Origin of the sequence: Amycolatopsis sp. NBC_01286 (genome assembly GCF_035982555.1) — a bacterium.
Classification (GTDB): Bacteria; Actinomycetota; Actinomycetes; order Mycobacteriales; family Pseudonocardiaceae; genus Amycolatopsis.
In genome coordinates this window covers 7,592,455-7,617,112 of sequence record NZ_CP108428.1, presented here as the reverse complement: position 1 = coordinate 7,617,112, position 24,658 = coordinate 7,592,455, and the positions used below count along the sequence as shown (strand labels likewise).

Sequence of the window (24,658 nt, the reverse complement as noted above, 5' to 3'; positions counted from 1 at the left end):
AGGATCGGCACCACGGTCCCGCTCGAGCGGGCCTGGGCCCGCAGCCCGGCGACGTCGATGCCGACCGGCACCACGAGCGGCCGGGGCGCGGTGAGGCCGGCGTCGAACAGCCGCAGGCCCTGCGCGGCGTCCAGCGCCGTCATCCCCGACCGCGCCATCCGCGCGAAGTCGGCTTCGCCGAGGTCGCCGGTCATCCCGCTGGCCTGCGCCCACAGGCCCCACGCCAGCGAGACGGCCGGGTGCCCGGCGGCGCGGCGGCGGGCCGCGAGCGCGTCGAGGAACGTGCTGGCCGCGGCGTAGTTGCCCTGCCCGGCGCTGCCGAGCAGCCCGGACACCGACGAGAACAGCACGAACGCCGTCAGGCCGAGGTCGCGGGTCAGCTCGTCGAGGTGCACCGCCGCGTCGGCCTTCGGACCGAAGACGGTGTCGATCCGCGCCGGGTCGAGCGCGGTGATCACGCCGTCGTCGAGCACGCCCGCGGCGTGCACCACCCCGGCCAGCGGCGCGTCCGACGGGACCCGGGCGAGCAGGTCGCGCACCTGGTCGCGGTCGCCGACGTCGCACGCCACCACCTCGACGCGCGCACCCAGCTCCCGCAGCTCGGCGCCGAGGTCCGCACCGCCGCCGCGGCGCGAGACCAGCATCAGGTCGCGGACGCCGTGTTCGGTCACCAGGTGCCGGGCCACGAGCGAGCCCAGTGTGCCGGTGCCGCCGGTGATCAGCACCGTGCCCTTCGGGCCGAACGTGCAGGGGAGATCGTCGGCGGACTCCGACGTCCCGGCCGCCAGCCGGGGCACGAGCACCCGCTCGTCCCGGACGACGATCTGCCACTCGCCCGCGTCGGTGACCGGCGTGACGACGTCCGGCGGCAGGTCGCCGTCGGTGCCGAGGTCGGCGAGCAGCACGCGGCCGGGATTCTCCGTCTGCGCCGCGCGCACCAGGCCCCACACGGCCGCCGCGACCGGGTCGGCGGTCTCGGTGGCCACGGCGTTCCGGGTGGTGACGACCAGCCGGGTGTCCTCCCGGGCCGGGTCGGTGAGCACGGTCTGCAGCGTCGTGAGGACGTCGGCGAGCACGGTCCGCACCCGCCGCGGTGTGGGCTCGCCGTCTTCACCGGCGCCGGGCCGCAGCACCAGCCACGGCGGGGCGCCCGCCTCGGCCAGATCCGCCGGGCCGTCGAGGAAGACGGCGTCCACCGGCGGACCGGCCGGGACCGGCAGCACCGTCCAGTCGATGCCGAAGAGCCCGTCGGTCCCGCGGTCCGGGCCGGTCGTGAGCTGGTCGGGCGAGACGGGCCGGGTCACCAGGGAGCCGACCGAGAGGACCGGTTCACCCGCGGTGTCGGCGAGGTCGATCGCGACGCCACCGTCGGCCGGGGTGAGCCGGACGCGGACGGCGCCGGTGGCCGTGGCGTGCACCGCGACGCCCGTCCACGCGAACGGCAGCGAGACTTCGCCGCTGTCCCCCGGCGCCAGCATGGGCGCGTGCAGGGCGGCGTCGAGCAGGGCCGGGTGGAAGACGAACCCGGTGCCGCCGGCCTGCGGCGGCAGCGTCACCTCGGCGAAGATTTCGTCGCCGCGCGTCCAGGCGGCGGTCAGGCCGCGGAAGGCGGGGCCGTAGTCGTACCCGCGGGCGCCGAGGGTGTCGTACAGCTCGCCCACCTCGATCGTCTCTGCGCCGGTGGGCGGCCACTCGCGCAGCCCGGCGCCGGCGGGCACCGTGGTCTCGGCGAGCGTCCCGGAAGCGTGGCGGGTCCAGTCCGCGCCGCCGGTCTCGTGCCGCGAGTGGATCACGACGGCCCGGCGGCCGTCCGGTTCCGCGGCCGCCCCGACGACGACGTGGACGCGCAGGGCGGCGGTGTCGGGCACGAGCATCGGCGCCTCGATCACCAGCTCCTCCACCACCGACGCGCCGACCCGGTCGCCGGCTTGGACGGCCAGCTCGACCAGTGCCGCGCCCGGGACCAGGACGACGCCGTGGGCGGCGTGGTCGGCCAGCCACGGGTGGGTGGCCAGCGCGAACCGCCCGGTCAGGACGACGCCGCCGGTGTCCGGGTCCTCGACCGCGGCACCGAGCACCGGGTGCGCGAGCGCCGTCTGGCCCAGGCCGGCCGCGTCGGTGGCGGCCTGCGGTACGAGCCAGAAGTGCTCGTGCTGGAACGCGGACGTCGGCACGGACGCGACCGACCCGGTCGCCGGGTTCTCGGGCCAGCGGACGGCGACGCCGCGGACGAACAGCTCCGCGAGAGACTCCAGGAACCGGCCCCGGCCGCCCTGACCGCGCTGCAGCGTGCCGCACACGACGGCGTCACGCACCCCCACGTCGTCCAGGGTCTCGCCCAGCGCCGTGGTCAGGACCGGATGCGGCCCGACCTCGACGAACACCCGGAACCCACGCTCGGCCAGCGTCCTGGTCGCGTCGGCGAACCGCACCGGGTGACGCATGTTCTCGTACCAGTACCGCGCGTCCAGCTCCTCGCCGTCGGCCCAGTCGCCGGTCGCGGTAGACAGCAGCGGGATCTCGGCAGTACGCGGCGCGAGGTCCGCCAGCTGCGCGAGGACGCGCTCGCGCAGCGGCTCGACCTGGGCTGTGTGGGCGGCGAAGTCGACGCCTTCCGGCCGCCAGCGCATGATCCCCGCCTTGGCCAGCCGGCGTTCGACGGTGTCGATCGCCTCGGATTCGCCGGACAGCGTGACGGAGTCGGGTGCGTTCACCGCGGCGATCGACACCCGGCCGGCCAGATCGCCGAGCAGCGGCTCGACCACGTCGGCCCCGGCCAGCACCGACAGCATGGTGCCGTGCCCGGACAGCTCGTCGCGGATCAGCTTGCTGCGCACGGCGATCACCTTCGCGGCGTCCTCAAGGGACAGCGCCCCCGCGACACACGCCGCGGCCAGTTCGCCCTGCGAGTGGCCGACCACGGCGTCGGGCCGGACGCCGGCGGACTGCCACAGCGCCGCCAGCGAGACCAGCACCGCCCAGGACACCGGCTGGACGACGTCCACGCGGTCCAGGCCCGGCGCACCGGGTGCCCCGGCGATGACGTCGGAGAGCGTCCAGTCGAAGTGCGGCGCCAGCGCGCGTTCGCACTCGGCCATCCGGGCGGCGAACGCGGGCTCGGTGCCGAGCAGGTCGCGGCCCATGCCGGCCCACTGCGTGCCCTGGCCGGGGAAGACCAGCACGGTCCCGCCCGCGGTGGCCGGGACGACGGCCCTGGTGCGCACCCCGGTCACCGACCGGCCGCCAGCGACGCCGCGCAGGCCGTCGATCGCCGTCTCGACGTCGCCGGCCACGACGACCGCGCGGTGGTCCCACGCGGCCCGGCCGGTCAGCAGCGTGCGGGCCACCTCGGGCAGTGACGCGTCTCCGTCGGCGGTCAGGAAGTCGGCCAGGCGCTCGGCTTGCGCGGCCAGGCCGCGGGCCGACCGCGCCGACAGCACCACGGGCACCGCTGTGCCGTCGCCGGCGTCGGCCGGGGCGGGCGGCGGGCCCTGTTCGAGGATGACGTGCGCGTTGGTGCCGGAGACGCCGAACGATGACACGCCTGCGCGGCGCGGACGGCCGGGCTCGGGCCAGGCGACCTCGTCGGTCAGCAGCCGCACGGCACCCGACTCCCAGTCCACTTTGGACGACGGCGTCGTGGCGTGCAGCGTGCGCGGCAGCACGCCGTGCCGCATGGCGAGGATCATCTTGATCACGCCGGCGACGCCCGCGGCGGCCTGGGAGTGGCCGATGTTGGACTTGAGCGAGCCGAGCCAGAGCGGCTCGGCGCGCTCCTGGCCGTAGGTCGCGATGACGGCCTGCGCTTCGATCGGGTCACCGAGCATGGTGCCGGTGCCGTGGGCCTCGACAGCGTCCACTTCGGACGGACGAAGGCCCGCGTTGGCCAGCGCCTGGCGGATCACCGCCTGCTGAGCCGGGCCGTTCGGCGCCGTCAAGCCGTTCGACGCGCCGTCCTGATTCACGGCCGTGCCCTTGACCACGGCCAGGACCGGACGTCCTTCGCGGCGCGCGTCGGACAGCCGCTGCAGCACCACGACGCCGACGCCCTCGGCCCAGCCGGTGCCGTCGGCGTCGTCCGAGAACGACTTGCACCGGCCGTCGGCCGACAGCGCGCCCTGGCGGGAGAACTCGACGAACGTCGACGGCGACGCCATCACCGTCGCGCCACCGGCCAAGGCGACCGAGCACTCGCCGGAGCGCAGCGACTGGGCCGCCAGGTGGATCGCCACCAGCGACGACGAACACGCCGTGTCCACCGTGACCGCCGGGCCCTGCACACCGAGCACGTACGACACCCGGCCCGCGGCGACGCTGCTCGCCGAACCGGTGCCCAGCAGGCCTTCGAGTTCCGCGGACCGCACGCCCGCGCCGTAGCCCTGGTACATCAGGCCGGTGAAGACGCCGACGTCCTGCCCGCGCAGCGACGTCGGGTCGACCCCGGCGCGTTCGAGGGCCTCCCACGACGTCTCCAGCAGAAGCCGTTGCTGCGGGTCCATGGCCAGGGCCTCACGCGGCGAGATGCCGAAGAAGCCGGGGTCGAACAGGCCCGCGTCGTGCAGGAAACCGCCGGAGCGGGTGACCGAGCGGCCCGTCGCGTCCGGGTCGCCGCCGAGCAGCGCCCCGAGGTCCCAGCCGCGGTCCTCGGGGAACGCCGACACGGCGTCGCGGCCCTCGTGGACCAGGTCCCACAGGCCGTCCGGGGTCGCCACGCCGCCGGGCAGCCGCACGCCCATGCCGACGATGACGATCGGGTCGTCGGCGAGTGCGCCGGCCGCGGCCGTCACCACACGGACGTCGTCCTCGCCGACCAGTTCGCCGAGCAGGTGCCCGGCGAGCGCGGCGGGGTTCGGGAAGTCGAACACGACCGTCGCGGGCAGCGTGACGCCGGTGGCCGTGCTCAGCCGGTTGCGCAGTTCCACCGCGGTCATCGAGTCGAACCCGGCGTCGCGGAACGCCGTCGAGACCGCCATCGGGTCGGTGCCGCCGAGCACGACGGCGGCTTCAGCGCGCACCAGGTCGGTGAGCAGTGCGCGCTGCGCGTCGGCGTCGAGACTGGCCAGCCGGGACAGCACCCCGCCGGCCGTCGCGGTCCGGTCCGCCGGGCGGCGGACCTTGCCGACGATCTCGCGCAGGGTCGCCGGCAGCACGCCGGCGCGCGCGTGGCCACGCAGGACCGGCAGGTCCAGCGCGAGCGGTACCAGCACGGCGCGGTCGGCGGCCAGTGCGGTGTCGAGGGCGCGCATGCCCTGCTCGGCGTCGATCGCCTTGATGCCCGACCGCGCCATCCGCGCGGTGTCCGCCGCGCCGAGCCCGCCGGTCATGCCGCTGCCCTCGGCGGCCCAGAGGCCCCAGGCCAGCGAGACCGCCGGGTGCCCGGCCGCGCGGCGGCGGGCGGCGAGGGCGTCGAGGAACGCGTTGGCCGCCGAGTAGTTGCCCTGCCCGGCGCTGCCGAGCGTGCCGGCGACGGAGGAGAACAGGACGAATGCCGCCAGGTCCAGGTCGCGGGTCAGCTCGTCGAGGTGGCTCGCCGCGTCGGCCTTCGGGCCGAACACCGTGGCCAGCCGGTCGGGGTCGAGGGTGCCGATCATGCCGTCGTCCAGCACGCCGGCGGTGTGCACGACGGCCGTCAGCGGCGCGTCGGCCGGGACGGCGGCCAGCAGCCCGCGGACCTGGTCATGGTCGGCGACGTCGCAGGTCACGACATCGACCCGCGCGCCCAGTTCCCGCAGCGACTCGGCCAGTTCGGCCGCGCCGTCGGCGGCGAGCCCGCGCCGGGAGGCGAGCACCAGGCTGCGGATCCCGTGTGTGGCGACGACGTGCCGGGCCACGACCGCGCCCAGCGCGCCGGTGCCGCCGGTGATGACGACCGTGCCCGCCGGATCGAGGGTGGCGACGTCCGTCTGCTCGGCGTTGACGCGGTTCAGGCGCGGGACCCACACGGCGTCCTCGCGCACGGCGACCTGCCACTCCTGCGCCGACGCGGCGCCCGCGAGGACGTCCATCGGCGCGTCCCCGGTGTCGAGGTCGGCCAGCAGCACGCGGCCGGGTTCCTCGGCCTGGGCCGCGCGCACCAGCCCCCACACGGCGGCGAGCACCGGGTCGGCGACGGTCCCGGCCGCGTCGACCGCGCCGTGGGTGACGACGGCGAGCCGCGCGTCCCGCAGTTCCGGATCGGCCAGGAACGCGCGCAGCACGACCAGCACGCCGGCCGTCGCCTCGTGCAGTGACGTTCCGCCGGCCACGGGCAGGACGTACCAGTCGGCAGCCGGGCCGATCAGGTCGTCGATGCCGCGCACGACGCCGGGTTCGGCGACGGCCGGTTCGGTCCAGGGGACCCAGTCGAGGCCGAACAGCAGGTCGTCCCGCCGCGGCGCGTCGGCCTGCAGCGGGCGGCTCACCACGGACGCCACCGACAGGACCGGCGCCCCGGTTTCGTCGGTCAGGTCCACCGAAATGCCGGAGGCGGCCGGAGCGACGCGCACGCGCAGGCGGTCCGCGCCCGGTGCGTGCAGCGCGATCCGGTTCCAGGCGAACGGGACGCCGAGGGCGCCGCCGCTCTCGTCACCGGCGAGGAAACCGGCGTGCAGGGCGGCGTCGAGCAACGCGGGGTGCAGGGTGAACCCGCGCGCCTCGGCCGTCTCGGGCAGCGTCAGTTCGCCGAAGGTCTCCGGGCCGCGGCGCCAGGCGGCGGTCAGCCCCTGGAAGACCGGGCCGTAGTCGTAACCCTGCTCGGCGAGCAGGTCGTAGAAGTCTTCCAGGGCAACGGGTTCCGCTTCCGCGGGCGGCCACGTCGTGGTGTCCGGCAGGGCGGCGGGCACGGTCGGCGTCAGGTAGCCGGTGGCGTGCCGGGTCCATTCGACGTCCACAGTGGACACGTCATCGGGCCGGGAGTGCACCGCGACCGCGCGGCGGCCGAGGTCGTCGACCTCGGCGACGACGACCCGCAGGTCCAGGGCCCCGGTCTCCGGGACGAGCATCGGCGCCTCGATCACCAGCTCGTCGAGCATCGGGCAGTCGCCGTACGCGCCGGCCCGCAGCACCAGCTCGACCAGCGCGGCCCCCGGCACCAGCAGCACGCCGCCGACGACGTGGTCGGCCAGCCACGGCTGCAGTTCGCGCGAGACGCGGCCGGTCAGCGCGAAGCCGCCGCCCGGGATCTCCACGACCGCGCCGGCGAGCGGGTGGTCCAGCGCCGCCTGGCCGAGACCGGCAGCGTTGCCGCCGGTGGCCGGGCGCACCCAGTACTCGGTGTGCTGGAACGCCGTGGTGGGCACCGGAACCACGCGCCGCGGCCCCGCGAGCAGCGCGGACGCGTCGACGCCGGCGTCGCGCACGAACAGCTCGGCGAGCGCGGTCAGCGCGGTGGCCACCTCGGGCCGGTCGCGCCGGGTCAGCGCGACCGCCGGGGTGCCGGCCGCCGCGACCAGGGCCGACAGCACCGCGTCCGGGCCGAGTTCGAGCACCAGCGCGGGCGAGCGCCCGGCGATGGTGGTGACGACGTCGGCGAACCGCGTCGTCCGGCGCGCCTGGGCCGTCCAGTGGTCCGGCGAGCCCAGGTCGTCGGCGAAGGTGCCGGTCACCGCGGAGACGACCGGGATGGCCGGAGGCTGGTAGGTGAGCGTTTCGGCGACGGCCCGGAATTCGTCGAGCATCGGGTCCATGAGCGCCGAGTGGAACGCGTGGCTCACCGTGAGCACCGACGTCTTGCGCCCCTCGGCGGCGAGCCGGCCGGCGACGGCGTGCACCGGCTCGTGCTCGCCGGAGAGCACCACCGACTCGGGCCCGTTGACCGCGGCGATCGAGACGTGCCCGTCGACCGCTTCGATGGCCTTGAGCGCGTCGCCTTCGGTGGCCGCGACGGCGACCATCGCGCCCCCGGCGGGCAGCGCCGACATCAGCCGGCCGCGAGCGGCGACCAGTTTCGCCGCGTCCGCCAGCGAAAGCACCCCGGCGACGTGGGCCGCGGTCAGCTCACCCAGCGAGTGCCCGGCGAGCAGCTTCGGCCGGACGCCCCACGAGCGCACGAGCCGGAACATCGCCACCTCGACGGCGAACAGCCCGGTCTGGGTGAACGCCGTGTCGTCCAGCAGCGCGGCCAGATCGGTGCCCGGCTCGGCGAACACCACGTCCCGCACGGCAGGCCGGCCGTCGAGGTGCGCGTCCAGCGCGCCACAGACCTCGTCGAATGCCTCGGCGTACACCGGATAGGCGTCGTACAGCTCGCGTCCCATCCCGGGTCGCTGCGCGCCCTGGCCGGTGAACACGATCCCGACACCCGAGGTCTCGGGATCGACCTCGCCGCGGACGACGCCGGGGCCGTCGACGGCGGTCAGCCCGGCCACCGCGGCGTCGCGGTCACCCGCGAGCACCACGGCGCGGTGTTCCCACACGGCCCGCGACGACAGCAGCGAACCGGCCACAGCCGCGAGGTCGTGCCCCGCGTCCAGGTGCGCGGCCACCCGGGCCGCCTGCGCCGTCAGGCCACGCCGGGAGCGGGCCGACACCACGACCGGGACGATCGCCGGCGCGTCCGGCGCCGACTCGACGACAGCGGCAGGCGCCTGTTCGACGATCACGTGCGCGTTGGTGCCGCTGACCCCGAACGACGACACCGCCGAGCGACGCGGCCGGCCCAGCTCGGGCCACGCCGTCTCCTCGGTCAGCAGGCGCACCGCACCGGCCGTCCAGTCCACTTTGGACGACGGCGTGTCGACGTGCAGGGTCTTCGGCAGCAGCCCGTGCCGCATGGACAGGACCATCTTGATCACCCCGGCCACGCCGGCGGCGCCCTGGGTGTGTCCCACGTTCGACTTCAGGGAACCCAGCCACAACGGCGTTTCCCGGTCCTGGCCGTAGGTCGCGAGCACGGCCTGGGCCTCGATCGGGTCGCCCAGCGTGGTGCCGGTGCCGTGCGCCTCGACGGCGTCGACGTCCGCTGCGGCCAGTCCGGCGTCGGCCAGCGCCTGGCGGATGACCGCCTGCTGCGCGGGCCCGTTCGGCGCGGTCAGGCCGTTGGACGCGCCGTCGGAGTTGACCGCGCTCCCCCGGACCACGGCCAGCACCTCACGGCCTTCGCGGCGCGCGTCGGACAGCCGCTGCAGCACCAGCACGCCGACACCCTCGCCCCAGGCGGTGCCGTCGGCGGCCTCGGCGAACGACTTGCACCGGCCGTCGGCGGCCAGGCCGCGCTGGCGGGAGAACCCGATGAACGGGCCCGGCGTGGCCATCACCGTCGCGCCACCGGCCAGGGCCATCGTGCACTCACCTGAGCGCAGTGCCTGCGCGGCGAGGTGGATCGCCACCAGCGACGACGAGCACGCCGTGTCCACCGTGACCGACGGGCCCTGCACCCCGAGCACGTACGACACGCGACCGGCGGCCGCGCCGCCCGAGCCGCCGGTGCCCAGCAGGCCTTCCAGGCCGTCGGCCTGGGCACCCATGCCGTAGTCGTAGTACATCAGGCCGGTGAACACGCCGACCCGCTGCCCGCGCAGCGACGTCGGATCGATCCCGGCGCGCTCCACGGCCTCCCACGACGTCTCCAGCAGCAGCCGCTGCTGCGGGTCCATCGCCAGGGCTTCCCGCGGCGAGATGCCGAAGAAGGCGGGGTCGAACTGCCCGGCGTCGTGCAGGAAACCGCCGTGGCGGGTGTAGGTCTTGCCCGCGGCGTCCGGATCGGGGTCGTAGAGGTTCTCCGCGTCCCAGCCACGACCGGACGGGAACTCGGTGATCCCGTCCCCGCCGCGACGCAGCAGGTCCCACAGGTCTTCGGGCGTGGCCACCCCGCCGGGCAGCTTGACGCCGATCCCGACGATGGCGATCGGGTCGTCGGCCGCCGCCGTGCGCACCGCGACCGTGGTACTGGGGGCTTCGGGGGCCGCGTCGCCGGCCAGCTCACCGTGCAGGTGCTCGGCCAGGACGGCCGGGCTCGGGAAGTCGAACACCACGGTCGCGGGCAACGTCACGCCGGTGGCGGCGGTCAGCCGGTTGCGCAGCTCGACCGCGGTCAGCGAGTCGAACCCGGCGTCGCGGAACGCCTTCGCCACACCGATCCCCGCGCCGCTGCCGAGGATGACGGCGGCTTCGGTGCGCACCAGCTCGGTCAGCGCGGCCAGCTGCTCGGCGGCATCGAGACCGGCGAGCTCGGCGAGCAGCCCGGTGGACGCCGACGCCGCCTGGGCGGTCCGGCGGCCGCGGCCGGCCACGCCCCAGAGGATCGACGGCAGGACGCCCGCACGGGCGTGCCCGCGCAGTACCGGCAGGTCCAGCGCGGCCGGCACGAGCACGGCGTCGTCGGCGGTCAGCGCGGCGTCGAGCAGGCGCAGGCCACGGGCGGCGTCGAGGCGAGTCATGCCGGAGCGGTCGGCGCGGGCGTCGTCGGCCTCGCCGAGGCCCGCGGTCATCGTGCTCGCCTCGGCCCACATGCCCCAGGCGAGCGACACGGCCGGGTGCCCGGCGGCGCGGCGGCGGGCGGCCAGCGCGTCGAGGAAGGCGTTGGCCGCGGCGTAGTTGGCCTGCCCGGCGCTGCCGAGCACCCCGGCGACCGAGGAGTACAGGACGAACGCGCTCAGGCCGAGGTCGCGGGTCAGCTCGTCGAGGTGGACCGCCGCGTCGGCCTTCGGCCGGAACACGGCGTCTACGCGGGCGGCGTCGAGGGCGTCGAAGGTGCCGTCGTCGAGCACGCCGGCGGTGTGCACCACCGCCGTCAGCGGCGCGGTCGCCGGGACGTCGGCGAGCAGCGCGCGGACCTGGTCGCGGTCGGCGACGTCGCACGCCGCCAGCCGCACCTCGGCGCCGAGGTCGCGCAGCTCGGCGGCCAGCTCCGCCGCACCGGGTGCGGCCGCGCCGCGCCGCGAGGCCAACAGCAGGCTCCGGACGCCGTAGACGGTCACCAGGTGCCGGGCCACCAGGCCGCCGAGGGTGCCGGAGCCGCCGGTGACGAGCACCGTCCCGGCCGGGTCGAACCCGGCGGGCCGGTCGGTGTCCGGGAGCGTCTTTTCCAGGCGGGGCACCAGGATCCGGCCGTCGCGGACGGCGAACTGGCTCTCCCCCGCGTCGATCGCCGCGGCCAGCGCACCGCCGACGGTGTCCTGGGTGTCGGCCAGCACCAGCCGGCCCGGGTTCTCCAGCTGGGCCGAGCGGATCAGGCCCCAGACCGCAGCGGCCGCCGGATCGGCCGGGTGCGTACCGAGCGGGTCGACGGCGCCGTCGGTGACGACGACCAGCCGGGCGCCTCGCCACTTGTCGTCGGCGAGGAACGCCTGGACGGTCTCGAGCACGCTGGTCACCGCGGCCCGGGCGTCATCGGGGAGCTGCGCGGTGGTCACCAGCAGCAGGAGCAGATCCGCTTCACCCTCGCCCGCCAGGTCGGCGGGGCCGGTGATCGTCTTCGTGGGGACGGCGCTCTGTTCACCGGCCGCGGGTAGCTCCGTCCAGGAAACCCGGTAGAGGGCGCCGATTCCGGGGCCGGCGTCGAGCTTCGCGGCGGTGACCGGCCGGCTGACCAGCGAGCCCACCGACAGCACCGGCGAGCCCGCCGGGTCACTCAGCTCCACCGCCATCCCGCCGTCCGCGGCGGGGGTGACGCGGACGCGGACCGTGGTCGCGCCGGTGGCGTGGACGGCGACGCGGTTCCACGCGAAGGGCAGCTCGATCCCGTCGCGCTCGCCCGAGCCCGCGGTGACGAGCGCGGTGTGCAGGGCCGCGTCGAACAGGGCCGGGTGGATCGCGAACCCGTCGTCGGCCGCGGCTTCCGGCAGGACGACCTCGCCGAACAGCTCCGGCCCGTGCGACCAGACGGCGGTCAGGCCCTGGAAAGCCGGCCCGTAGCCGTAACCGTGGTCGGCGAGCGCGGTGTAGAAGCCGTCGAGGTCCAGCGGGAGCGCGCCGTCCGGCGGCCAGACCGCGGGTGCCGCGGCGGCGGCCGGCACGGCGGTGCCGAGGAACCCGGCCGCGTGCCGCGTCCAGCTCGCGTCGCCGGTCTCCGGGCGGGTGTACACCGAAACCGCGCGGCGGCCGGTCGCGTCCAGCTCGCCGACGACGACCTGCAGGCGCAGCACGGCGTCCGCGGGCAGCAGCAGCGGCGCCTCGATGACGAGTTCGTCGAGCACCGGGCAGCCGACGTCGTCACCCGCGCGGACGGCCAGCTCGACGAGCGCCGTGCCGGGCACGAGCACGACCCCGCCGATGGCGTGGTCGGCCAGCCACGGCTGCAGGGCCTGCGACAGCCGGCCCGCCAGCGCGACACCGTCGGAGCCGGGTGTGTCCAGGACCGCGCCCACGAGCGGGTGCGCGGCCGGTGTCAGGCCCAGCGCCGCGGCACTGCCGGACTCCTGGGGCTCCAGCCAGAACCGCCGGTCCTGGAACGCCGTGGTCGGCACCGGGACCAGGGCCCGCGACGCCGGCAGCAGCGCGGTCCAGTCGACGTCCTCGCCGCGGACGAACACCTCGGCCAGCGCGCGGATCGCCGTCGAGACCTCGGGCCGGTCGCGCCGGGTCAGCGCGACCGCCGCGGGGGCGCCGGGCAGCGCACCGGCGAGGCCGCTCAGGACGCCGTCCGGGCCCAGCTCGACCAGCAGCGACCGGCCGGCCAGCGCGCCGACGGCGTCGGCGAACCGCACCGGGCGGCGGACCTGCTCGACCCAGTGTTCGGACGTGGCGCAGTCGGCGGTGACGGACACCATCGAGACCACCGGGATCGTCGGCGGCCGGTACTCCAGCGTCTCGGCCACGGTCGCGAACTCGGCCAGCATCGGGTCCATCAGCGGCGAGTGGAACGCGTGGCTGACGGCCAACGTCTTCGTGCGGCAACCGCGGGCCGCGAACGCCTCGGCGACCGCGTGCACGGCGTCGTGTTCACCGGAGATCACCACGGATTCCGGCCCGTTGACGGCGGCCAGCGACACGCGGCCGTCGAGCGCGGCGACGACGTCCTCTTCGGACGCGGCGATCGCGACCATCGCGCCGCCGGCAGGCAGCGCCGACATCAGGCGGCCGCGGGCGGCCACCAGTTTCGCGGCGTCCGCCAGTGACAGCACCCCGGCGACGTGGGCCGCGGTGATCTCGCCGAGCGAGTGGCCCGCGACCGCGCGCGGCCGGACACCCCACGAGCGGACCAGCGCGAACATCGCCGTCTCGACCGCGAACAGCCCGGCCTGGGTGAACACGGTGTCGTCCAGCAGCGCGGCGAGGTCGGTGCCCGGCTCGGCGAAGACGACGTCGCGGACCGGCGGGTGTTCCGGCAGGTGCCGGTCCAGTTCGGCGCAGGCCGCATCGAAGGCGGCGGCGAACACCGGGAACGCCGCGTGGAGTTCCCGGCCCATCCCGGCGCGTTGCGCGCCCTGGCCGGTGAACAGGACCGCGACACCGGCACCGGCGGGGTCCACTTCGCCCCGGATGGCGCCGCCTTCGCGCAAGGCGGTCACAGCCTGGCCGGGATCGGCGGCGAGCACCACGGCGCGGTGTTCCCACGCGGCCCGGGCGGACACGAGTGAACCGGCGACGTCGGTGAGCCGGACGTCCGGCGTCGCGGCCAGGTGCGCCGCCAGCCGTTCGGTCTGTGCGGCAAGACCGGCTTCGGAACGGGCCGAAACGACCAGCGGCACCGGGCCGGCGGGCTCGGCGGGCCGGTCGGCGACCTCGGCGTGCGGCGGCTGTTCGAGGATGACGTGGGCGTTGGTCCCGGAGACGCCGAACGACGAGACGGCGGCCCGTCGCGGGTGGCCGGTCTCCGGCCACGGGGTCTGCTCGCCGAGCAGCCGGACCGAACCCGCCGTCCAGTCCACATGGGACGACGGCTCGTCCAGGTGGAGGGTCTTCGGCAGCACGCCGTGCTCGAGAGCCAGGATCATCTTGACCACGCCAGCGACGCCCGACGCGGCCTGGATGTGGCCGAGGTTCGACTTCAGTGCGCCGAGCAGCAGCGGCTGGTCGTCGGGCCGGTCCTGCCCGTAGGTCGCCAGCAGCGCCTGAGCCTCGATCGGGTCGCCCAGCGTCGTCCCGGTGCCGTGGGCTTCGACGACGTCGACGTCCGATGTGGACAGTCCGGCGTTGGCCAGTGCCTGCCGGATCACGGCCTGCTGTGCGGGGCCGTTGGGGGCGGTCAGTCCGTTGGACGCACCGTCGGAGTTGACCGCAGTGCCCTTCACCACGGCCAGCACGCGACGGCCTTCGCGCAGTGCGTCGGAGAGGCGCTGGAGCACGACGACCCCGGCGCCCTCACCCCACGCGGTGCCGTCGGCGGCCTCGGCGAACGGCTTGCAACGCCCGTCGGGCGCGAGACCGCGCTGGCGCGAGAACTCGACGAACGTCGCCGGGGTGGCCATCACGGTCACACCGCCGGCCAAGGCCATCGAGCACTCACCCGAACGCAGCGCCTGCGCCGCGAAGTGCATCGCCACCAGCGACGACGAACACGCCGTGTCCACCGTGACCGACGGGCCCTGCACCCCGAGCACATACGACACGCGCCCGGCGACGACGCTGGTCGTCGAGCCGGTGCCCAGCAGGCCGTCCAGCCCGGTGGTCCGCGCGCCCAGCCCGTAACCCTGGTAGGCGGCGCCGTGGAAGACGCCGATGTTCTTGCCGCGCAACGAAACCGGTGAGACGCCGGCGCGTTCCAGGGCCTCCCAGGACGTCGTCAGCAGCAGCCGTTGCTGCGGGTCCATGGCGAGGGCCTCGCGCGGCGAGATGCCGAAGAACTCCGGTTCGAACAGCCCGGCGCCGGTCAGGAAGCCGCCGTGGCGGACGTAGGTCTTGCCGGAGGCGTCCGGATCTGCGTCGTAGAGGTCGCCGAGGTCCCAGCCGCGATCGGCGGGGAACGGCGCGATCGCGTCGCCGCCGTCGAGCAGCAGCTCCCACAGGCCTTCGGGGCTGTCGATGCCGCCGGGCAGGCGCAGCGCGGTCCCGACGATGACGATCGGGTCGTCGTCGACGGCGGTCGCGGCCGAAGCCACCGTGGCGGGCGCGGCGGACCCGACGAGTTCGGCGTGCAGGTGCCCGGCCAGCGCTTCCGGGTTGGGGTAGTCGAAAACGGCCGTGGACGGCAGGTTGACGCCGGTCTTCACGGTGAGCCGGTTGCGCAGCTCCACGGCGGTCAGCGAGTCGAACCCGGCGTCGCGGAAGGCCCGCGACGCGCCGACGCCCTCGGCGTCGCCGAGCACAACGGCGGCCTCGGCGCGGACCAGGTCGGTCAGCACCGCGAGCTGTTCGGCGGGGTCGAGCCCGGCGAGCCGGTCCGGCAGGCCGCCGGTCGGGTCGCCGTCGCGCGCGGCCCGGCGGACGCCGCCGACCAGGCCGCGGAAGATCGCGGGCAGCACGCCGAGCCGGGCGTAGTCGCGCAGGATCGCCGGTTCGAGGACCACCGGGACCAGGGCCGCGCGGTCAGCGCCGAGCGCGCTGTCGAGCAGCCGCATGCCGTGCTCGACGTCCACCGCGCCGATGCCCGAGCGGGCCATCCGCGCGGTGTCGGCGGTGTCGAGCCGCCCGCCCATGCCGACGCGGGCCCACATGCCCCAGGCGAGCGACACGGCGGCGTGCCCGGCCGCGCGGCGGCGGGTGGCGAGCGCGTCGAGGTAGGTGTTCGCGGCGGCGTAGTTGCCCTGGCCGGGACCACCCAGCACACCCGCGGCGGAGGAGAACAGCACGAACGCGGCCAGGCCGAGGTCCCGGGTCAGCTCGTCGAGGTGGGTGGCGGCGTCGACCTTGGGCCGGAACACGCGGTCGACCGCGGCGGCGTCGAGCGAGGTGACGACGCTGTCCTCCAGCACCCCGGCGGTGTGCACGACGGCCGTCAGCGGCGCGGGCAGCCCGGCCAGCAGCGCCCGTACCTGGTCGCGGTCGGCGACGTCGCAGGCCACGATCTCGACGCGAGCGCCCAGCTCCCGCAGCTCCGCGGCGAGTTCCGGCGCGCCGGCGGCGTCCGGGCCGCGACGGGACGCGAGCACGACGGTGCCGCAGCCGTGGGCGGTGATCAGATGCCGGGCGACGACGGCGCCGAGCGCGCCGGTGCCACCGGTGATCAGCGCGGTACCGGCCGGATCCAGGGCGACGGCGGGCGGGCCGGTGGTGACCCGGGTCAGCCGCGGCACCCACGTGCCGGTCTCGCGGACGGCGAGCTGGCCCTCACCGGCGGCGACCGCGGCGTCGAGGGTCACCGTGTCCGGGATCCCGTCGGCGTCGGCGAGCAGGAGACGGTCGGGGTGTTCCGACTGGGCGGAGCGCGCCAGCCCCCACACCGCGGCGGCGACCGGGTCGACGGTCTCGCCGTCCCGGGTGGCGACGGCGTTGCGGGTGAGCAGGACGAGCCGGGTCCCGGCCCAGCGCGGCTCGGTGAGCAGCGACTGGATCGCTCTGAGCGCGACGTCCACAGTGGACCGGACGCGTTCGGGTTCGGTGCTGCCGGTACCCGCGGGGACCGGCAGCAGGACGTAGTCCGCGGCCGTGGTCGTCTCGGTGAGTTCGGTGACGACCTGCGACGTCGAGTCCGATGCGGCCGAGGGGACGTCGAGGGGTGTCCAGTCGACGCCGAAGAGGACGTCGGTGGGGTGGGTGGCGGCCACTTCCGTCCGCTGGTGGCGGACAGTGGCGGCGGTGAGCACGGGCAGGCCGTCGGGGTCGGTCAGGTGCAGCGCGACGCCGTCGCCGGCCGGGGTCAGCCGGGCCCGCACCGTGCGGGCGCCGGTGGCGTGGATCGCGACGTCGGTCCAGGCGGCCGGGGTCAGCGGGGCGGTGCCGGGGTCGGTGGCGAGCACCGGGTGCAGCGCGGCGGCAAGCAGCGCCGGGTGGATCGCGAAGCCGTCGGCGGACAGCGTTTCGGGCAGGGTGAGTTCGGCGTACAGCTCCGAGCCGCGGCGCCACAGGGCGGTCAGGCCGCGCAGGGCGTCACCGAATTCGTGGCCGTCGTAGCACCCGGTCAGGTCGACCGGTTCCGCGCCGGACGGCGGCCACTCGCCGGTCACGGCGGCGAGTGTGGCGACGCCCGCGCCGAGCCGGCCGGTGGCGTGCTTGGTCCAGGACGCGCCGTCGGTGTCGGGCCGGGAGTGGACGCTGACCTCACGCTTTCCGTCGTCGTCGGCCGCGCCGACGACGATCTGGACACGCCGGACCTCGTTCTCGGGCAACGCAACCGGAGTGTCCACAGTGAACTCACGCAGTGCCGGGCAGCCGACGTGGTCGCCGGCGCGGATCGCCAGTTCGACCAGCGCGGCAGCCGGCAGGACCGTGCTACCGGCGACGACGTGGTCGGCCAGCCACGGGTGCAGCGACCGCGAGATCCGGCCGGTCAGCACCACGCCGCCGGTCTCGGGGGCTTCGACGACGGCGCCGAGCAGCGGGTGCCCGCCCGCGGTGAGCCCGGCCGCCGACACGTCGGCGAGGCCGGTGCCGGCGGGCAGCCAGTACGTCCGCTCCTGGAACGCCGTGGCCGGCAGCCGCCGCAACCGGCGTGGCCGCGGGGCGAGCGCGGCCCAGTCGACGTCACCGCCGCGGACGAACACCTCGGCCAGCGCGGTGAGCGCGGACGTCACCTCGGGCCGGTCCCGCCGGGTCAGCGTCACCGCCGCGGGCCCGCTCGGCAGGGCAGCAGCAAGCCCGCTGAGGACACCGTCGGGGCCCAGCTCCAGCAGCACCGGCCGCGGCCCGAGGGCGGCGACCGCGTCGGCGAACCGCACCGGGCGGCGGACCTGCTCGACCCAGTAGTCCGGGATGGACAGTGCGCCGGCGCGGTCGCCGGTCACGGTGGAGGCGACCGGGATGACCGGCTCGGCGTAGGTCAACCGCGCGGCGACCTCGCGGAAGTCCGCCAGCATCGGGTCCATCAGCGGCGAGTGGAACGCATGACTCACCGTCAGGGCCTTCGTGCGGACCCCGCGCGCGGCGAACAGCTCGGCGACGGCGTGCACGGCGTCGTAGTCACCCGAAATCACCACGGATTCCGGGCCGTTGACGGCGGCCAGCGCGACGCGGTCGCCGAGCAGCGGGACCACCTCGCTCTCGGACGCGGCGATCGCGGTCATCGCGCCACCGGCGGGCAGCGCCGACATCAGCCGGCCGCGGGCCGCGACCAGGGTCGCCGCATCGGGCAGGGACAGCACGCCGGCGACGTGCGCGGCGGTCAGCTCACCCAGCGAGTGCCCGGCCACGATCTCCGGCCGCACACCCCAGGTTTCGACGAGCCGCGTCATCGCGACCTCGACCGCGAACAGTCCGGCCTGGGCGAACACCGTGTCGTCGAGCAGGGCCGCGAGGTCGCTGCCGGGCTCGGCGAACACGACGTCCCGCACCGGCGGCAGCCCGGCCAGGCCCCGGTCCAGTTCGGCACACACGGCGTCGAACGCCTCGGCGTACGCGGGGAACGCGGCGTACAGCTCCCGGCCCATCCCCGGCCGCTGGGCGCCCTGGCCGGTGAAGAGCACGGCGATACCGGGTGCGGCCAGGTCGGCCACACCCCGGACGACGCCGGTGCCGTCGAGTGTGCGGAGCCGTCCGGCTGCCTCTTCGACGTCGGTGGCGAGCACGACGGCGCGGTGTTCCCATACCGTGCGCGAGGCGATCAGCGAACCGGCGATGGCGCCGAGATCTGTGCGTCCGGTCAGATGGTCCGCGAGCCGCTCGGCCTGGTCGTTCAGACCGGTTTCCGATCGAGCGGACACCACCAACGGCATCAGTCCGACGCTGGGCTCTTCGTCCACAGTGGATTCGGGAGCGGCCTCGAGGATGACGTGGGCGTTGGTGCCCGAGACGCCGAACGCCGATACCGCCGCGCGGCGCGGCCGGTCGAGTGCCGGCCACGGCGTCGGCTCGGTCAGCAGCCGCACCTCGCCGATCGTCCAGTCCACTTTGGACGACGGCGCGTCGACGTGCAGCGTCTTCGGCAGCACGCCCTGCTTCAGCGCCATGATCATCTTGATCACGCCGGCGACCCCGGCCGCGGCCTGCGTGTGCCCGACGTTCGACTTCAGCGACCCCAGCCAGAGCGGGGTTTCCCGATTCCGGCCGTAGGTGGCCAGCAGCGCTTGGGCTTCGATGGGGTCGCCCAGGACCGTGCCCGTGCCGTGGGCTTCCACGGCGTCGACGTCCGATGTGGACAGCCCGGCGTTGGCCAGCGCCTGCCGGATGACACCCTGCTGGGCCCGGCCGCTGGGCGCGGTCAGGCCGTTGGAGGCGCCGTCCTGGTTGACGGCCGTGCCCTTGACCACGGCAAGGATCTCGCGGCCTTCGCGGCGCGCGTCGGACAGCCGTTGCAGGACGACGACGCCGGCGCCTTCGGCCCAGCCCGTGCCGTCGGCGGCTTCGGCGAACGACTTGCAGCGGCCGTCGACGCTCAGCCCGCGCTGGCGCGAGAACCCGACGAACACGCCCGGGGTCGCCATCACCGTCACGCCGCCGGCCAGCGCCAGCGAGCACTCACCCGAGCGCAGGGCCTGGGCGGCCAGGTGGATCGCGACCAGCGACGAGGAGCACGCCGTGTCCAGGGTGACCGACGGCCCTTCGAGGCCCAGCAAGTACGACACCCGCCCGGCCGCGACACTCGACGCCGTCCCGGTGCCCAGCAGGCCCTCGAGGCCCGGTTCGCGCGAGCCGACGCCGTAACCCTGGAAGTACAGGCCGCTGAAGACGCCGACCGGTTGTCCACGCAGCGACCCCGGGTCGATGCCCGCGTACTCCAGCGCTTCCCACGACGTCGTCAGCAAGAGGCGCTGCTGCGGGTCCATGGCGAGGGCTTCGCGCGGCGCGATCCCGAAGAAGCCGGGGTCGAAGTCGCCCGCGTCGTGCAGGAAGCCGCCGGAGCGGGTGTAGGTCGTGCCCTCGACGTCGGCGTCCGGGTTGTAGAGCGCGTCGAGGTCCCAGCCGCGGTCGGCCGGGAAGCCCGAAATGGCGTCACGGCCCGCTTCGAGGAGGTCCCAGAGCGATTCGGGGCTGTCGACGCCGCCGGGCAGGCGCAGACCGACGCCGACGATGACGATCGGGTCGTCGGTGACCGTCACCGCGGCGACCGAGGCGGTGACCACGGTGTCCACGCCGAGGATTTCGGCGTGCAGGTGCTCGGCCAGCGCGGCCGGGTTCGGGTGGTCGAACACGACGGTCGCGGGCAGGGCGACGCCGGTGGCGGTGACCAGCCGGTCGCGCAGCTCGACGGCGGTGAGCGAGTCGAAGCCGACGTCGCGGAAGGCACGCGTCCGGCCGATGGCGTCCTCGCTGCCGAGGACAAGTGTGGCCTCCGCGCGGACCAGCGTGGTGAGCTCAGCGTGCCGAGCGGCGGCGTCGAGGCCTTCGAGCCGGGCACGCAGCCCACTGGTGACCGACCGATCGGCGGCGACGGCCGCTTCGGCGGCGTCGATGGCGTCCCGCGCCTCGGGCAGCCCACGCAGGAACGGGCTCGGCCGGGCCGCGGTGAAGATCGGGGCGAAGCGGGGCCAGTCCATGGCCGCGACGACCACGGCGGCCCGGTCACCGCACAGCACGCGGTTCAGCGCGGTCAGGGCCAGATCGGGTTCCATGGTCAGCACCGCGCGCCGGCGCAGCCGTTCGGTATCGGCGGCGGTACCGACAACACCGGTCCCGGCCCACGGCCCCCAGGCGACGGAGAGCGCGGGCTTACCGCGGTCACGACGGGCCTCGGCGAGCGCGTCGAGGTAAGCACTGGCGGCAGCGGGCGCGGACTGCCCGGCCGAGCCCCACACGCCGACGACGGAGGAGAACAGCACAAACGCGTCGAGCGGGTGGCCGTCGAGCAGCTCGTCGAGAATCGCCGCGCCCTCGATACGCGCCGCCACGGCCTTACTGAACCCAGCTACGTCGTGGTCGGTCAGCGCGGTCGCATCAGCGGCCGCCCCCGCGGCGTGGACGACCGCGTCGGGCGGGTACTGGGCGATCACGGCGGCGAGGGCGTCGCGATCGGTGACGTCGCAGGCCACGGTCGTGACACGGGTGCCGGTCAGGTCCGGCGCGGTGCCACCCCTGCTGAGCAGCACGAGGTGCTCGGCGCCGGCACGGGCGAGCCAGCGGGCCACGTGGCCGCCGAGCGCGCCGGAGCCACCGGTGACCAGGACGGTGCCCCGCGGCCGCCAGCCTTCGGCGTTGGTGTCCTCCACGCGGGCCAGACGACGGGCGAAGGTGCCATTTGCGCGGAGGGCGAGCTGGTCTTCGCCGCCGTCCGCGGTCACCAGGGCGACCGCGCGGGCGGGCAGGTCACCGTCCACTTCGGACGGCAAGTCGAGCAGGCCACCCCAGCGGCCCGGGTGTTCCAGCGCCGCCGCCTGGCCGAGGCCCCACAGCTGCGCCGCCCGCGGGTCGGGCGCGGTGTCGGCGGGCCCGGTACGCACGGCACCGCGGGTAACGCACCACATCCGCGCGGCGCCCCCGGCATCCGCCAGGGCTTGCACGACGACGACGAGCTGCTCCGCCCGCCGGGGCAGACACACGACGCCGTCGAGGGGCCCGGCATCAGCGATCCGCGCGGCGAGCGTGGCGCGATCCAGGGAGAGTTCGACGACGACGCCGCCAACCGGCCTAGCATCGGCAAGCGCGGCGCGGCCCGGCGGCAGGTCAGCCGCGGCACCGCCCACCGGCACGGCTACCGAGCTGGCTTCCGCAGTCCGCTCGGGAATTCCCGAGGCTAGCGTGGCGCGGTCTGTCGAGAGATCGGCCGTGGCAACACCGAGGGGCCCGGCACCGGCGAGCTGGGTGCGGGCCGCCGAAAGGTCAGCAGTCGTCCCGGCGAAGGCTGCGGCCAGTGCGCCGTCGTCGTCGGGGTCGACCAGTACCAGCCAGCGGCCTGTAGCGGGCTGGGTGGTGGGCTCGGTGATCTCGTCCCAGGTGACCTCGTAGGTCCAGTCTCGGACCGCGGAGTCGTCGCGGCGGGCCGCTCGCCAGCGGGACAAGACCGGGGGGACCGCTGCTAGCGCGGCCTGGTCGTCGGGGGCCAGCGCGGGGTCCAGCGCGGCTGCGTCGCCGGTTCGGGCGGCACGCCAGAAGGCGGCGTCCTCGCCTTGGTCCGGTGTGGCCGTGGGTTCGGCCGTGAGCCAGAAGGGGCGGCGACGGAACGCCGTCGTGGGCAGGCGCACCGGGTGGGCCGGACGGGGCACTATCGCGGCCCACTCGACGGCGGCTCCGCGGACGAACAGCTCGGCTAACGCGGTCAGGGCGGTCGTCGGCTCGGGACGGTCGCGGCGGGTCAGGGCGACCGCGGGCGGTGCACCTTCGACGGACTTCGCCATCGCGGTCAAGACGCCGTCCGGGCCGAGTTCCAGCAGTGCCGAGACCGGGAGTTCACCGAGAGCCGAGAGGGCGTCGGCGAAGCGCACGGTTTCGCGCGCCTGGCTGGTCCAGTACTCGGGCGAGCAGAGGTCGGCGGAGAGGGCGCCGGTCACCGCGGAGACGACCGGGATGGCCGGGGGACGGTAGGTGAGTGTTTCCGCCACTGCGCGGAACTCATCGAGCATGGGGTCCATCAGCGCTGAGTGAAATGCGTGGCTGACCGTCAGCGCGCGGGTCCGGTGCCCGCGGGCCGAGAGGGCTTCCGCGACGGCGTGCACGTCGTCCGCCGGGCCGGACAGCACCACGGCCGTCGGGCCGTTGACGGCGGCGATCTCTACCGGTCCCCCGTGCTCGGCCAGGACGGCGCGGACCTCGGCTTCCGCCGCGGCGACGGCGATCATCGCGCCGCCCGCGGGCAGGGCCGACATGAGCCGGCCGCGGGCGGCGACCAGCTTGGCGGCGTCGGCCGCCGACCACACCCCGGCGACGTACGCCGCGGTCAGCTCGCCTAGCGAGTGCCCGGACACCGCGCGCGGGCGGACGCCCCACGACTCGGCGAGGCGGTACATCGCCACCTCGACGGCGAACAGGGCGGCCTGCGTGTACGCCGTGTCGTCCAGCAGCCGGGCGAGGTCGGTGCCGGGCTCGGCGAACACCACGTCCCGCAACGAGACGCCGACGTGCGGATCGAGGTCGGCGCAGATGGCGTCGAATGCCGATGCGAACGCCGGGAACGTCTCGTACAGCTCCCGGCCCATCCCGGCGCGTTGCGCGCCCTGGCCGGTGAACACAACGCCGACCCCGGCGGAGTCAGCCTCGCCGAGCACGACACCCGGGTGAGACTCACCCGCTGCCAAAGCACGCAGGGCGGCGAGGGGGTCGGGGGCGATCACCACAGCGCGGTGTTCCCACAGCGCCCGCGACGACACCAAAGAACCGGCGACGGCCAAGAGGTTGTTCTGCGAGTCGAGCGCCGTCGCGAGCCGGTCCGCCTGTGCGGCCAGCGCCTGCGGTGAACGCGCCGAGAGCACCAGCGGCACGATCGCCGGCGCAGACGAAGTAGGCGCAGGGGACACAGAGGCCGCCTGCTCCAGGATGACGTGTGCGTTCGTTCCCGACACCCCGAACGACGACACCGCCGCCCGGCGCGGGCGGTCCAGCGCGGGCCACGGTGTCTCCTCGGTCAGCAGCCGCACCGCGCCGGCCGTCCAGTCCACTTGGGACGACGGTGCGTCGACGTGCAGTGTCTTCGGGAGGATGCCGTGCCGAAGGGCCAGGATCATCTTGATCACGCCCGCGACGCCCGCCGCGGCCTGGGCGTGGCCGATGTTGGACTTCAGGGAACCCAGCCACAGCGGGGTTTCCCGGTGCTGACCGTACGTGGCCAGCAAAGCGTCGGCCTCGATCGGGTCGCCCAGCGCTGTGCCCGTGCCGTGTGCCTCGACCGCGTCGACGTCCACTGTGGACAGCTTGGCCGCCGCGAGGGCCTCGCGGATCACCTCTTCCTGGGCGAGGCCGCTCGGGGCGGTCAGGCCGTTGGACGCGCCGTCCTGGTTCACCGCGGTGGCCCGCACCACGGCCAGGACCTCACGCCCTTCGCGCACCGCGTCGGACAGGCGTTCCAACACCAGCACGCCGACGCCCTCGGCCCAGCCGGTGCCGTCGGCGGCGTCGGCGAAGGACTTGCAACGGCCGTCGGCGGCCAGGCCGCGCTGGCGGGAGAACTCCAGGAATACCCCGGGCGTCGCCATCACCGTGGCGCCGCCGGCGAGCGCCAGCCGGCACTCCCCCGCGCGCAGCGACTGGCCCGCGAGGTGCATCGCGACCAACGACGACGAACACGCCGTGTCGACGGTGACGGCCGGACCGCGCAGGCCTAAGACGTACGAGACGCGGCCCGCCGCGACGCTGCCCGCGGATCCGGTGGCGAGTAGCCCTTCCAGCTCCACGGGCGCCGCACCGCCGCCGTAACCCTGGTAGGACAGCCCGGTGAACACGCCCACGCGCTCGCCGCGCAACGTCGTCGGCGCGATGCCGGCGTACTCCAGCGCTTCCCACGACGTCTCCAGCAGCAGGCGCTGCTGCGGGTCCATGGCGAGGGCCTCGCGCGGGGAGATGCCGAAGAACTCCGGGTCGAACGCGGGCGCGTCGGCCAGGAACCCGCCGGAGCGCACGTAGGACTTGCCCGCCGCGTCCGGGTCCGGGTCGTAGATCCCGTCGAGGTCCCAGCCGCGGTCGGCCGGGAACGACGTGATCCCGTCGCCGCCGCGCCGGAGGAACGCCCACAGCCCGGCGGGATCGGTCACCCCGCCCGGCAGCCGCACGCCGATGCCGACCACCGCGATCGGGTCGTCGGCAGCCTCGGCGGTCAGGGCGGCGTTGGCCTTCGTCAGCCGCG

2 pseudogenes are annotated in these 24,658 nt (G+C 75.3%); both read right to left on the bottom strand.

The features are described 5' to 3' along the window. Positions 1-218: 218 nt before the first annotated feature. Positions 219-2,072: pseudogene (locus OG570_RS48440) on the bottom strand (type I polyketide synthase); the annotation flags it as partial. Between the two features lie 156 nt (positions 2,073-2,228). Further along, positions 2,229-24,653, bottom strand: a pseudogene (locus OG570_RS35395) (type I polyketide synthase); the annotation flags it as partial. Between the last annotated feature and the right edge of the window lie 5 nt (positions 24,654-24,658).